Raw genomic sequence first — 13411 nt, 5'->3', positions numbered from 1 at the left:
TGCAATAATGGAACTAAATGAACTTAAACCAAGTGCAGGCTCAAGACATTCAAGAAAGCGTCTTGGTCGTGGTACTTCAAGTGGCCAAGGTAAAACTGCTGGTCGTGGACAAAAAGGTCAATTAGCTAGATCAGGTGGTAAAACACGTATTGGTTTCGAAGGTGGACAAATGCCATTGTTCCGTCGTATGCCAAAACGTGGTTTCTACAATATCAACCGCAAGGAATACGCTATTGTAAACCTTAAAGACCTAAGCAAGTTTAATGACGGTGCTGAAGTTAATATCGATACATTAAAAGAAGCTGGAATCGTTAAGAAAGAATATAACGGTGTCAAATTACTTGCAAATGGTGAAGTTAGTGCTAAGTTAACTGTAAAAGTTGCTAAGAGCTCTGACGCTGCTACTAAAGCAATCGAAGCTGCTGGTGGAACTGTAGAGGTGATCTAATGCTTAGAACTATCAGAGATGCTCTAAAGGTGAAGGAGATCCGTAAAAATATCCTATTTACCTTGATGTTACTTGTGATTTACCGTTTAGGATCACAAATTACGGTACCAGGCGTTAACGCTGCCGCAATGGACAAGGTTAGTTCCACAGGGTTAGTTCCCCTATTGGATACCGTAACTGGTGGTGGTCTTTCAAATTATTCCATTTTCTCAATGGGTGTTTCACCATTCATTACCGCTCAAATTGTCGTTCAACTGTTACAGATGGACATTGTTCCTAAGTTTGTTGAATGGAGTAAACAAGGTGAAGTTGGTCGTAGAAAACTAAATCAAGTAACGAGATATTTGACGATTGTTTTAGGTTTTGTTCAATCAATCGGTATCACTGCTGGATTTAACCAATTAAGTGGGTTGGGACTTGTTAAGTCTCCAAACGTGAGAGCGTTTGTAACTATTGGTATTATCTTAACTGGTGGTACAATGTTGCTTACTTGGATTGGTGAACAGATTACTGATAAAGGTCTGGGTAATGGTGTGTCAGTGATTATCTTCGCTGGTATTATTGCTAGATTCCCTAATGGGATTTATCAAATTTACCGTGACAATATCATTAATGCTGATTCTGCGGACCTTGCAAAAAATATTGGATTCATGGTGGGATTGGCCATTGCAATTCTAATTGTTGTGTTATTCGTAACTTACGTACAACAGGCAAATAGAAGAATTCCAATACAATATACAAGACGTGCAGCCGGAAGTGGTAGTGAGAGTTTTCTACCATTAAAAGTTAACGTTGCTGGTGTTATTCCAGTTATCTTCGCTAGTTCTTTTATTGTTACACCACAAACTATTTTGATGGCGTTCCAAGCAAATCACAGTGAAGATTCATGGTATCAAGTATTAACTGAGATATTCAGTATGCAAACGACAACAGGATCTCTACTATATACATTGTTGATTGTGTTATTTACATTCTTCTATGCATTTGTTCAAGTAAATCCTGAGAAGCTTGCTGAAAACTTACAGAAACAGGGTGCATATATCCCTGGTGTATGGCCTGGTAATGAAACTATCAAGTTCATGTCAGGTGTCCTTATGAGACTTTCAACCGTTGGTTCAGTGTTCCTAGGACTTGTTTCATTGCTTCCATTGTTAGCAGCCAACTTATTCAACTTACCTCAATCCATCGGATTAGGTGGTACTAGTTTGTTGATCATCGTTGGTGTTGCTCTAGAAATGGATCGACAATTAAGAGGTCTTTTGATGAAACGTGAATACGTTGGGTTTATTAGATAATTGGAGATGTGACAATGAATATTGTATTGATGGGATTACCTGGTGCTGGTAAGGGTACTCAAGCTGAAAAGATTGTTGAAGATTTTAAGGTTGTTCATATTTCTACTGGAGATATGTTCAGACAAGCTATGTCTGATAAAACTGAAGTTGGTCTAAAAGCCAAGAGTTTTATTGACAAAGGTGCGTTAGTTCCCGATGACGTTACTGAAGCTATCGTTGAAGAACGTTTAGCTAAGGATGACGTTCAACAGAACGGATACATGCTTGACGGATTTCCGAGAACTCTTGAACAGGCAAATGCTTTACAGACAATTGCAAAGAATGTAAACAAACCTATAGATGCTGTCATCTACATAGATGTAAAGCCTGAGGCATTAGTTGATCGTTTATCTGGAAGATATATTTGTTCAACATGTGGAGCTACGTATCATAAGATCTACAATCCTACTAAGGTTGAAGGAACATGTGACGTCTGTGGCGGACATGATTTCTTCCAACGTGAGGATGACAAACCAGAAACAGTTAAGAACAGATTAAAAGTTAATATTGAAATGAATACACCATTAATTGATTTTTATGACAAGTTGAACTTGTTACACAAGATCAATGGTGAACAAGAAATAGATGAAGTTTATAAAGAAGTAAAGAAAGTTTTACAAAGTCTGTAAGACTTTTTACTTTTATTTGTTTACATGACAGTGAGATTATTGTATAATCTTGCGGTATATGCAGATGAATTTCATCCCGATGGAGGTTAATATCTTTGGCAAAAGAAGATGTCATTGAAGTAGAAGGTACAATTTCAGAAACATTGCCTAATGCAATGTTTAAGGTAAAGCTTGAAAATGGAGCAACTGTGTTGGCCCATGTCTCAGGTAAAATCCGTATGCACTACATTAGAATTTTACCCGGTGATAAAGTTACCGTGGAATTATCCCCTTATGATTTAACCAAGGGAAGAATTACATATAGATATAGATAATATGATTTTAATGGAATGGAGGTTCCAACATGAAAGTAAGACCATCCGTTAAACCTATGTGCGAACACTGTAAAGTAATTAAGAGACGCGGTCGCGTTATGGTTATTTGCTCTGCAGATCCAAAGCACAAACAAAGACAAGGATAATAAAATATAGGAGGTGCAATTAATGGCTCGTATAGCAGGTGTAGATTTACCTCGTGATAAGAGAATCGTTATTGCCTTAACATACATTTTTGGTATTGGTAACACAACAGCCCAAAAAGTGCTAAAAGATGCCGGCGTTTCAGAAGACATTCGAACAAGAGACTTAACTCCTGATCAAGAAGAAAAAATTCGTGCAGAAGTTGATAACATTCGTGTCGAAGGTGACTTACGTCGTTCAGTAAGCATGGACATTAAGAGACTACAAGAAATTGGTTCATACCGTGGTATGAGACATCGTCGTGGTTTGCCAGTTAGAGGTCAAAACACAAAGAATAATGCAAGAACTCGTAAGGGTAAGAAAGTATCTATCGCGGGTAAGAAGAAGTAATTAACAGATAGGAGGTTAATTCATGGCACAAAGTAAAGGTCGTAAGCGCCGTACTAAGAAGCATATTGAATCTGGTGTTGCACATATCCACTCCACATTCAACAACACACTAGTTATGATTACTGATGTTAACGGTAATGCCGTTTCATGGTCATCAGCTGGTGCTCTAGGATTCAAAGGAAGCCGTAAATCAACACCATTTGCTGCACAAATGGCTGGTGAAGCTGCTGCTAAAGAATCAATGGAACATGGTATGAAAACTGTTGAAGTAGCTGTTAAGGGTCCTGGTTCAGGTCGTGAAGCTGCAATTCGTTCATTACAAGCTACTGGTTTGGAAATTACAGCAATTCGTGACGTTACTCCAGTTCCTCATAATGGTTCACGTCCTCCAAAGCGTCGTCGTGTATAGAATGGTTTTATACCCATATGAACTAAGCTACACACATTTCGTTTTGAAAGGGGAACTAACCGAATGATCGAATTTGAAAAGCCAACTATCACTGCAGTTGAAGAAAGCAATGATTACGGTAAATATATTATCGAACCGTTGGAAAGAGGTTATGGTACAACCTTAGGTAATTCTCTACGTAGAGTTCTTTTGGCATCATTACCTGGTACAGCGGTATCTGATATTCAAATAGATGGTGTATTGCATGAATTCTCAGCTATTGATGGCGTGATCGAGGATGTTACACAAATTGTGCTTAATGTTAAAGATCTTAACCTTAAATCTTATGCTGAAGACAGCTTAAAAGCTGAGGTCGACGTCGTTGGTCCTGCTACTGTTACAGCTAAAGATATTAAAGCTGACGATGATTTGGAAATCCTCGATCCAGAACAATTTATTTGTACTGTTGCTGAGGGTGGACACTTCCACATGCAAATGACAATTAAAAATGGTCGTGGATATACTCCTGCAGAACAAAATAAAACAGATGAAACACCTATCGGTGTTTTACCAGTTGACTCTATTTTTACACCAGTAGATAAAGTTAACTATCAAGTTGAAAACACTCGTGTGGGTAAGAGAAACGACTTCGACAAATTAACAATTGATATCTGGACAAATGGTTCAATTGGACCACGAGAAGCTATTAGTTTATCTGCCAAGATTTTAACAGAACATTTAAATAGTTTTGTTAACCTTACAGAAGAAGCTAAGAGCGCTGATATGATGATCGAAAAAGAAGAAACACAAAAAGAGAAGAAGCTTGAAATGACAATTGAAGAATTGGACTTATCAGTTCGTTCATACAATTGTTTGAAGCGTGCCGGTATTAATACTGTGCAAGAGCTTACTGAAAAATCTGAAGCTGATATGATGAGAGTTCGTAATCTTGGACGCAAGTCATTAGTTGAAGTTAAAGAAAAGCTCGCTGATCTTGGATTGTCATTAAGGCAAGAAGACTAATAGTCTGAAATTCAAACAGGAGGTATAGACATGGGCTACCGTAAATTAGGACGTACAAGTTCTCAAAGAAAAGCAATGTTACGCGATTTAACTACTGATTTAATCATTAATGAACGTATTGTTACAACTGAAACTCGTGCTAAGGAAATCAGCCGTACAACTGAAAAGATGATTACCCTTGGTAAGCGCGGAGATCTTCATGCTCGCCGTCAAGCTGCTTCATATGTTAGAAACGAAGTTGCTAACATTTCTGAAGAAGACGACGCAGTTGTTGTTCAATCAGCACTTCAAAAGTTGTTCAGTGATATTGCACCTCGTTACAAAGAACGTAATGGTGGATACACACGCATTTTGAAGACTGCACCTCGCCGTGGCGACGCAGCTCCAATGGTTATTATTGAATTAGTTTAATAATAAGTTTATTAAAAATCAGTCATTCTGATGAATTAGTGAGTGTTAAGATGATGGTTATGAAAATAGCTAAGTCTATCTCTGAGATTTCGGTAAAACGAAACACTAATTTGTCGAATGATTTTTTTTTACCCAAAAACACATTTTTTCGCTATGATATAACTAGTACATTTTGAGGAGACGTCATGAATAATATTATTTCGATAAAAGATATTACATATACATATCCTGATGCTGTGTCACACGCAATTGATAATTTATCACTGGATATCAATACTAATGAATGGTTATCAATCGTTGGCAAAAACGGTAGTGGCAAATCTACTCTGACGAAGTTGATTGATGGATTGATAGAGGCGGATTCTGGTACTATTGAAATAGATGGCCAAACGATTAATGAGGATAATATTTGGGACGCTCGTAAAAAGATTGGAATAATATTTCAAAATCCTGATCACCAATTTGTCGGTGCTACGGTTGAAGATGATGTGGCCTTTGGGTTAGAAAATCAAGGTGTTCCTCGGCCTCAGATGGTTGAAAAGGTTGATGCTGCTTTGGAAATGGTAGATATGCAGGATTATAAAACGCGTGATCCACAATCATTATCTGGTGGTCAAAAGCAGCGTGTCGCGATTGCTGGTGTATTGGCAACTAGACCACAGATAATTATTATGGACGAGTCAACGAGCATGTTGGATCCTAAGGGACGCAAAACTGTTCTAGATTTGATAAAACGTTTGCGACATGATCAAAATATGACGATTATTTCAATTACTCATGATATTGAGGAAACTCAATTGTCTGAAAGAATTGTTGTCCTAGATAATGGACGAGTCGTGAAAGATGGTTTGCCAGAGTCGATATATAATCTTGGCTCTGAGTTGACTAATTTCGGGCTTGAGGAGCCGTTTTCTAGCCAATTGACCCAGTTATTAAGAAATGATTTGAAATTGCCTGAGGGCTTTTTAAATGAAGAGGAGTTAATGGATAGCATATGGAAATTATCTTCAAAAATGTAACTCATGCGTATGAAGCAAATAACCCACTTGCGTCCCTTGGTTTGGACGATGTTTCGGTAAAGATATCTGATAAGAAATTTACAGCAATAATTGGTAAAACTGGTAGTGGTAAATCTACATTGGTTCATCATATTAATGCATTGCTTAAACCTACTAGTGGTTCTGTTATTGTCGGAGATAGGACGATAACTTCCGAAACTAACAATAAGAATCTTAAACCACTTCGAAAAAATGTCGGCATGGTATTTCAGTTTCCTGAAAGTCAGTTATTTGAAGATACTGTTGAAAAAGATATAATGTTTGGTCCAATGAATTTTGGTATGTCTGAAGAAGATGCAAAAAGTTCTGCACATGATATGATTGAACTTGTTGGTTTGGATGAAAAATATTTGGAGCAGTCTCCGTTTGATCTATCTGGTGGTCAAATGCGGCGTGTTGCTATTGCCGGTGTTCTTGCAAGTAATCCTGAAACTATAATTCTTGATGAACCGACTGCTGGACTCGATCCTGTGGGACGTAAGGAAATAATGGGATTGTTTAAGAAGTTGCAAATGCAGGGAAGAACGATCATCTTGATTACTCACAATATGGATGATGTAGCGGATTATGCAGACGATGTTATTGTTATGCATGATGGCAAAATTGTTGGTGAAGGTACTCCATCAGAAGTGTTCAATGATGAAAAGTTATTAACAGGTGGTATGTTGACTTTGCCACAAAGTGCTCGTTTTGCACAGAGATTATCACAGAAACGGTTTAAGTTTGATAAATTACCGATAACTCTCGACGAGTTATCCACTGAAATAAAACAACAAATAAATGGTGATTAAATGAATAAATTGATTCTTGGGAGATACTTGCCAGGGGATTCATTAATATATAAGCTTGATCCTCGTGGGAAATTTTTGATTACATTCTATTTTATTGGAATTGTTTTTTTGGCAAATAATGTAGCATCGTATGGATTCCTGCTATTGTTTGTTCTATTTGCTGTATATTTATCCAAAATTAATTTAGGATTCTTTTTAAAAGGGTTACGACCGATGTTTTGGCTGATATTATTCACAGTGTTGTTGCAGATGTTTTTTACACCGAGTGAGCATCCTATATGGAATTTTGGAGTTTTAACTCTTTCTAAAGAAGGAATGGTTATATCAGCATATATCTTTGTTCGTTTTGTGTTGATAATATTTGTTTCCACATTATTGACTCTAACAACGACGCCAATTGAGATTTCCGATTCAATCGAGAGCATTTTAAAACCTTTGAAAGCAATTAAGTTTCCAGTTACACAAATTGCTTTAATGTTGTCGATTGCATTACGTTTTGTTCCATTGTTAATTGATGAGACAACCAAGATCATGGATGCACAACGTGCCCGCGGTGTTGATTTTGGAGAGGGCGGCTTGATCAAACGAATCAAGTCCTTTGTACCGATACTAATTCCTTTGTTTGTCAGTAGTTTTTCTATTGCTTATGATTTAGCCATTGCTATGGAATCTCGTGGATATAGAGATGGTGAAGGTAGAAGTAAATATAGGATGTTGAAATGGGAAATGCGCGATACTGTTGCGGCAATTGTGATGATTGTAATTACAGGAATTTTATTGATGATTCGGAGCTACTAATTTATGACTACTAGATACAAATTAACGATTGCTTATGATGGCACAAAGTTCCATGGTTTTCAGAGGCAACCTGATATGAGAACAGTTCAAGGTGTTGTGGAACGTGCCTTGAAAAAAATGACAAAGGGTGAACATGTGGAAGTGTATGGTTCTGGTAGAACTGATGCTGGGGTACACGCACTTGGTCAGGTAATTCATTTTGACTATCCTGGGACAATTCTAGCTGAAAATATGTTGCGAGCAATCAATGCTCTTATGCCACTAGATGTAATTGTTAAAACTTCTGAAATTGTTGATGAGAATTTTCATGCTAGATATGGGGTTAAAAGAAAGACTTATCAATATCGAGTTGATTGTGGACATTATACGGATCCTTTTAAGAGATTTTACACAGGCCATTATCAATATCCACTTGATATTGAGCGAATTAAGATTGCATTAAATGATCTTGAAGGTGAACATGACTTTACTAGTTTTGCGGCTTCTGGTGGAGTAATTGAAAATAAAGTTCGCACAATTTACTCAGCTACGGTACAATATGAAGAATCGCAAAATGAATTGATTTTTGAGTTTACCGGAAATGGTTTCCTTTATAATATGGTGAGAATTCTCGTTGCTACATTACTGGAAATTGGTAATGGCAGGCGAGATGTTCACGATTTTTTGAGATTATTTGAGGTTAGGGACCGCCAAGAGGCACGTGGAACGGCACCTGCTAGTGGACTATATTTGAAACAAGTATTTTATGAATAAAACCTGTGGATAATTATTGACTTATGGCACAATACCAAGTATTATTGTTGTTGGTATTGTTTGCCCCACGATGAGCCCCGGAAACTTATTGAGTGTCAAACAGACGTAGAAACTGGAGGAATTTAAAGTGCGTACAACACCATTAGCAAAAGCAAGTGAAGTTGAACGTAAATGGTATGTAATTGATGGTGAAGATGTCGTTTTAGGTAGACTTTCATCAGTTGTAGCTTCAATTCTTAGAGGTAAGAACAAGCCAACTTACACACCTAACGTTGATACAGGTGATAATGTTATTATCATCAATGCAGATAAAGTTAAATTAACAGGTAAAAAAGCTAAGGGAAAGATTTATTATTCTCATTCAGATCATCCAGGTGGTTTGAAGAGCATTAGTGCCGGCGAAAAGAGAGCAACAAAACCTGAATTGTTTGTTGAAGACTCAATCCGTGGTATGTTACCTAAGAACAGCCTTGGCCGTCTTGAAATTAAGAAGTTGCATGTTTATGCAGGTTCTGATCACAAGCACCAAGCACAAAATCCAGAAGAGTTGGATATCAACAAACTAATTTAAGGAGGAAAACATTTTGGCACAAGTATCATATGCTGGAACAGGCCGTCGTAAAGACTCAACAGCCCGTGTTCTATTAGTTCCCGGAAACGGAAAAATTACTATCAACAAGCGTGATGTCAAAGATTACATTCCTTTTGACAATTTGATTGCTGATATGAAACAACCATTAGATATTACTGAAACAGGTGCTAACTATGACGTTATTGCTAACGTTAATGGTGGTGGCTTCTCAGGACAAGCTGGAGCAATCAGACACGGTATTGCTAGAGCACTTCTAAATGTCGATCCAGACTTTAGACCTACTCTTAAAGCAGCCGGTTTCTTAACACGTGACCCTCGTATGAAGGAACGTAAGAAGCCAGGTTTGAAGAAAGCTCGTAAAGCTTCACAATTCTCAAAACGTTAATATATCCAGATATTACCGTTCCAACACTCACTCTTTTGTGGGTGTTTTTTTGTTGCCTAAAAATTTATGTATAATAGACAAAAAGGAGAGGATTGCTATGTGTGGACGATTTATGTTTGAACCAAATGAGAATGAAGAAATTAAGCGAATTTATCAATTGGCTGTGGATAACGGTTATGAACCGAAAACTGGTGAGATTTTTCCAACCGATAAAACAGCTATTGTAAGCGCTGGGGATAATCAGGTTCAGGTTGTTACGATGAAATGGGGATTCCCCGGTTTCAAACAGGGACAATCAATTATTAATGCTCGTTCTGAAACAGTTATGCAGAAAACGATGTTTGCTGAATCCTTTATGAATCGTCGATGTGTGTATCCAACGACTGGTTTTTTTGAATGGTCTCAAGACAAAGTTAAGCATCGGTTCAATTATGGTAGTAATCCAGAAACTTTATACATTGCTGGATGTTATAAAGTCTTTGACGATGGACCACACAGTGTGTTACTGACAACTGCTCCCAATGAATCAATGATTAAAATTCATGACAGGATGCCACTGATTCTGCAGAAAAATCAAATTAAGCGTTGGATATATGATCAACAGTTTGCAATTGATTTTTTGAATTCATCCATGCCAATGCTGACGGCGGTGAAATCAGAATAAATAGGTAATCTGATGTGCCCTACAAGTTATATTTTTATAATTTGTAGAGCTTTTTTTATATCTTCATCCTAGTTAATATAATATTTTGTCGGTATTTGTTTTCAAAAGATAGATGGGATAGGGGTTATAACTATTTGTCTGATAGATATTGAGTGGATGTTAAATTGACAGTACAAAGTACCTAAAGTAAGCTTTGTTAGTCCTAGAAAGTTCATCCACCTGTGGAAAAGTTTCAGGATCGTACAAACCCATTTAAGCTGGACACTTAAATGGAAATGTCCAGCTTAAATAAATAATTGCAGGGGAACGTTTGACGTTGAGAAGGTTGAATTAACCTGACCCTTAGAACCTGTTGGTCAATACCATGGTAGGGAGCATGTTACGTAAATTTTACGGCATCTTCTCTATTTGAGACGATGCCTTTTTTATTAAGAGATGAGGAAAATTATGGAAGCAAGTGTAGCTATTCAAGTTTTACCAGGTGTTGGCGATGAAGAGAAACTAATTAGTATTGTGGATGAAGTTATTGCCTATATTGGCAGTACTGGCTTAAATTATCAGGTTGGAGCTTTTGAGACCTCAATTGAAGGGGATTATGACGAACTGATGGAAATCGTCAAGCAATGTCAATTGATTGCTATTAAAGCTGGTGCACCAAGTGTTTCAGCCTATATCAAGGTGGTTTATAAACCTGAAGGGGAAGTATTGAGTATTGAGAAAAAAACGAAGAAGCACCAACATTAATGCCTATTCAATTTTTTCTGTAGTGCTTATTTTAATTTTCTGGCAAGCAGTTAGTTTTTGGAAGTTAGTACCGGACTTTATGCTACCTTCGCCGATTCAGGTTGGACAAGCTTTTGTTAGTGATTTTCATCTATTGATGTTCCATGCCAAGGTTACATTGCTTGAGGCTGTCCTTGGATTGACTTCTGGACTACTTTTGGGTGTTCTGGCTGCCATTATAATGGATCACTTTAAACGTGTTCGAGAGGCCTTATATCCAGTTTTAGTACTTACACAAACTATACCGACAGTTGCAATTGCACCACTTTTGACTATTTGGTTTGGCTTTGGAGTCATGCCCAAGGTTGTGCTGATCATAATTACAATTTTCTTCCCGGTGTCTGTAGCAATGCTGAATGGATTTTCTTCAGTTGATCAAGACGAAGTGAGATTACTACAGTCAATGGGTGCTAATCAATTACAAATCTTTTGGTACATCAAAGTGCCGGCTAGTTTGGGGGACTTTTTTTCAGCCATGCGAATTGCTGTCACGTATGCGGTTATTGGTGCGGTGATTTCTGAATGGTTAGGCGGTTTTGAAGGACTAGGGGTATATATGACCAGGGTTCGTAAGTCGTATGATTTTGACAAAATGTTTGCGGTAATACTGTTGATTTCAATTATTAGTTTGCTGTTAGTAGGATTAGTAAACGTAATGGAGCGTATTAGTATGCCGTGGAAAGAGGATTAATTGGGGAATAAAATGAAAAATAAGTGGAAGTTATTATTTATATTGAGCTTGAGTTTATTTGCAGTATTTGCTGGGTGCAGCAATCAAAGTAAAAATACTACAGAAAAGAAGGATTTGAAAAAGGTAACCATTGTTTTGGATTGGACACCTAATACGAATCATACGGGTTTGTATGTTGCTAAGGCAAAGGGCTACTTTAAGAAACAGGGCTTGGATGTAAAAATCGTTCAGCCGTCTGATGGGGATGCTAGTTCTATTGTTGCAAGTAGTAAAGCTGACTTTGGTATTTCAGCACAGGATACTTTAGCTGCTAATTATGCTTCTAAAAAGCCGTTACCTATTACTGCAGTGGCAGCAATTCTACAGCATAATACTTCAGGTATCATGTCGCGCAAAGGTGATGGAATAGATCGTCCTAAAGGGCTTGAGGGCAAAACTTATGCTACTTGGGATTCACCAATTGAAAAAGCTATGATCAAAAATGTTATGGAACAAGATGGCGGAGATTATAGTAAGTTGAAGATGATCCCTAACAATATTGTTGATGAACCAAAGGCATTAAAGGAAAAACAAGCTGATGCCATTTGGGTGTTTTATGGATGGGGCGGTGTTTCAGCCCAATTAGAAAAAGTACCTGTTGATTATTTCTACTTTAAAGATTTGAATTCAACCTTTGATTACTACACACCAGTAATTATTTCCAACAATGATTTCTTGAAAAAGAATCCAGATACTGCTAAGAAATTTATGAAAGCAACATCTGAAGGATATAATTATGCAGTAGATCATCCAAAATCAGCGGCAGATATTCTTGTTAAAGAGGTCCCTGAAACTGATAGTAAGCTAGCACAAGCCAGTCAAAAATGGATTTCAAAGCAATACAAAGCTGAGGAATCGAGATGGGGATATATTGATCCACAACGCTGGAATTCATTCTACAACTGGTTAGATGACAGTAAGTTGATCAAGAACAAGATTCCTTCAAATACTGGTTTTACCAATAAGTATTTGCCGGAGTAGTTTGAATGTCGAAATTAGAAGTGAAACATATTTCCAAAAGTTTTGAGTACAAAAAAATACTTAATAATTTAAATTTATACGTTGAGGAGCATGAGATAGTTAGTATCGTGGGTCCTAGTGGTGTCGGTAAATCGACATTATTCAATGTTATTGCTGGATTGTTAGAGCCCAGCCAAGGCAATGTATTCTTAGATGGAGAATCAATTATCAATAAGCCTGGTCATGTTTCATATATGCTGCAAAAGGACTTGTTGTTACCGTATAAGACGATTGAGCAAAATGTTGCTCTTCCGCTTATGTTAAAGGGAGAAGCTAAGAAAAAAGCCATTAAAAAAGCTGAAGAGTTGCTGAAAGAATTCGGCTTTGAAATGGTTGCTAAAGCATATCCAAATGAGTTATCTGGTGGGATGCGTCAGCGAATTGCTCTGTTGAGAACATATATGTTTTCCGCCAATTTAATTTTGCTAGATGAACCTTTTAGCGCTTTAGATACTTTTACCAAGTCTGAGATTCAATCTTGGTACTTGAAGGTTCACAAAAATCTAGGCTTAACGACTTTGTTTATTACTCATGATATCGATGAAGCGATTAAGCTTTCGAATAGAGTGTACATATTAAAGGGAAGCCAGTATGACAGTCTGGATAATATTTCAATTGCAAAATCAGCAAAGAATATTGACAATTTTCTTTTATCGGATGAATTTTTGGATTATAAAAAGAAAATAATTGCGTGTTTACAAAAGTAAGAGCGTAAAAAGATACGTGTTACTTTTAAGCATTAGGACAAACAGGGGG

Annotated in this window: 20 protein-coding genes and 1 riboswitch; all 20 genes read left to right on the top strand. The window is 37.2% G+C overall.

Annotated features, from left to right (window positions below):
- The first annotated feature begins 7 nt into the window (after positions 1 to 7).
- The 20 genes from rplO to EKM66_RS03710 all read left to right on the top strand — a co-directional run bounded on the left by rplO (position 8) and on the right by EKM66_RS03710 (position 13362).
- Positions 8 to 448, top strand: coding sequence for a 50S ribosomal protein L15 (rplO, locus tag EKM66_RS03805; RefSeq protein WP_125761858.1), 441 nt, complete (start codon positions 8 to 10; stop codon positions 446 to 448).
- Positions 448 to 1743 carry a preprotein translocase subunit SecY gene (gene secY, locus EKM66_RS03800; protein WP_125761856.1) on the top strand — a complete coding sequence of 432 codons (1296 nt, stop codon included), beginning with the start codon at positions 448 to 450 and terminating at the stop codon, positions 1741 to 1743. The genes rplO and secY overlap by 1 nt, the downstream gene beginning before the upstream one ends.
- A 14-nt stretch (positions 1744 to 1757) precedes the next feature.
- Positions 1758 to 2411 (top strand): adenylate kinase, encoded by a 654-nt coding sequence (locus tag EKM66_RS03795; RefSeq protein ID WP_125761854.1) that lies wholly within the window; start codon positions 1758 to 1760, stop codon positions 2409 to 2411.
- A gap of 95 nt (positions 2412 to 2506) precedes the next feature.
- Entirely contained in the window at positions 2507 to 2725 is a 219-nt protein-coding gene (gene infA, locus EKM66_RS03790; protein WP_010018544.1) for a translation initiation factor IF-1, read from the top strand.
- Positions 2726 to 2754: 29 nt separating this feature from the next.
- Positions 2755 to 2871 carry a 50S ribosomal protein L36 gene (gene rpmJ / locus EKM66_RS03785; protein WP_010018546.1) on the top strand — a complete coding sequence of 39 codons (117 nt, stop codon included), beginning with the start codon at positions 2755 to 2757 and terminating at the stop codon, positions 2869 to 2871.
- 22 nt (positions 2872 to 2893) lie between these two features.
- On the top strand, positions 2894 to 3259 hold the full coding sequence (gene rpsM, locus EKM66_RS03780; RefSeq protein ID WP_125761852.1) for a 30S ribosomal protein S13: 366 nt from the start codon (positions 2894 to 2896) through the stop codon (positions 3257 to 3259).
- A 22-nt stretch (positions 3260 to 3281) separates the two neighbouring features.
- Positions 3282 to 3668 (top strand): 30S ribosomal protein S11, encoded by a 387-nt coding sequence (rpsK, locus tag EKM66_RS03775; RefSeq protein WP_025023834.1) that lies wholly within the window; start codon positions 3282 to 3284, stop codon positions 3666 to 3668.
- A gap of 63 nt (positions 3669 to 3731) precedes the next feature.
- A complete protein-coding gene (locus EKM66_RS03770) occupies positions 3732 to 4670 on the top strand; it encodes a DNA-directed RNA polymerase subunit alpha (protein ID WP_125761850.1) in 939 nt (312 codons plus the stop codon).
- 30 nt (positions 4671 to 4700) lie between these two features.
- Positions 4701 to 5081, top strand: a complete 381-nt coding sequence (gene rplQ, locus EKM66_RS03765) for a 50S ribosomal protein L17 (RefSeq protein WP_125568079.1) — start codon at positions 4701 to 4703, stop codon at positions 5079 to 5081.
- A 185-nt stretch (positions 5082 to 5266) separates the two neighbouring features.
- Complete coding sequence (locus EKM66_RS03760; RefSeq protein WP_125761848.1) at positions 5267 to 6100, top strand: energy-coupling factor ABC transporter ATP-binding protein; 834 nt, start codon at positions 5267 to 5269, stop codon at positions 6098 to 6100.
- A complete protein-coding gene (locus EKM66_RS03755) occupies positions 6076 to 6930 on the top strand; it encodes an energy-coupling factor ABC transporter ATP-binding protein (RefSeq protein ID WP_125761846.1) in 855 nt (284 codons plus the stop codon). Before EKM66_RS03760 ends, EKM66_RS03755 begins: the two co-directional genes overlap by 25 nt.
- Positions 6931 to 7728, top strand: a complete 798-nt coding sequence (locus tag EKM66_RS03750) for an energy-coupling factor transporter transmembrane component T family protein (RefSeq protein ID WP_125761844.1) — start codon at positions 6931 to 6933, stop codon at positions 7726 to 7728. It begins immediately after the preceding gene.
- 3 nt (positions 7729 to 7731) lie between these two features.
- The gene (gene truA / locus EKM66_RS03745; protein WP_125761842.1) at positions 7732 to 8481 is read left to right on the top strand and encodes a tRNA pseudouridine(38-40) synthase TruA; all 750 of its coding nucleotides are present in this window, start codon (positions 7732 to 7734) and stop codon (positions 8479 to 8481) included.
- Between the two features lie 127 nt (positions 8482 to 8608).
- Positions 8609 to 9052: a 50S ribosomal protein L13 gene (gene rplM, locus EKM66_RS03740; RefSeq protein WP_125761840.1), complete on the top strand. Its 444-nt coding sequence runs from the start codon at positions 8609 to 8611 to the stop codon at positions 9050 to 9052.
- A 13-nt stretch (positions 9053 to 9065) separates the two neighbouring features.
- The gene (rpsI, locus tag EKM66_RS03735; protein WP_191988029.1) at positions 9066 to 9458 is read left to right on the top strand and encodes a 30S ribosomal protein S9; all 393 of its coding nucleotides are present in this window, start codon (positions 9066 to 9068) and stop codon (positions 9456 to 9458) included.
- Between the two features lie 97 nt (positions 9459 to 9555).
- A complete protein-coding gene (locus EKM66_RS03730) occupies positions 9556 to 10122 on the top strand; it encodes an SOS response-associated peptidase (RefSeq protein WP_125761836.1) in 567 nt (188 codons plus the stop codon).
- Positions 10123 to 10412: 290 nt separating this feature from the next.
- Positions 10413 to 10513, top strand: a riboswitch (TPP riboswitch).
- A gap of 56 nt (positions 10514 to 10569) precedes the next feature.
- Positions 10570 to 10866: a thiamine-binding protein gene (locus EKM66_RS03725; protein WP_125761834.1), complete on the top strand. Its 297-nt coding sequence runs from the start codon at positions 10570 to 10572 to the stop codon at positions 10864 to 10866.
- Positions 10835 to 11596 carry an ABC transporter permease gene (locus EKM66_RS03720; protein ID WP_191988028.1) on the top strand — a complete coding sequence of 254 codons (762 nt, stop codon included), beginning with the start codon at positions 10835 to 10837 and terminating at the stop codon, positions 11594 to 11596. The genes EKM66_RS03725 and EKM66_RS03720 overlap by 32 nt, the downstream gene beginning before the upstream one ends.
- A 12-nt stretch (positions 11597 to 11608) precedes the next feature.
- Positions 11609 to 12616, top strand: coding sequence for an ABC transporter substrate-binding protein (locus EKM66_RS03715; RefSeq protein WP_125761832.1), 1008 nt, complete (start codon positions 11609 to 11611; stop codon positions 12614 to 12616).
- A 5-nt stretch (positions 12617 to 12621) separates the two neighbouring features.
- Entirely contained in the window at positions 12622 to 13362 is a 741-nt protein-coding gene (locus EKM66_RS03710) for an ABC transporter ATP-binding protein (RefSeq protein ID WP_125761830.1), read from the top strand.
- Positions 13363 to 13411: the final 49 nt, after the last annotated feature.

Origin of the sequence: Companilactobacillus hulinensis, assembly GCF_003946555.1 — a bacterium.
GTDB lineage: Bacteria > Bacillota > Bacilli > Lactobacillales > Lactobacillaceae > Companilactobacillus > Companilactobacillus hulinensis.
Note: the sequence above shows the minus strand (reverse complement) of the source record. Positions and strands in the feature narration are given on the sequence as shown.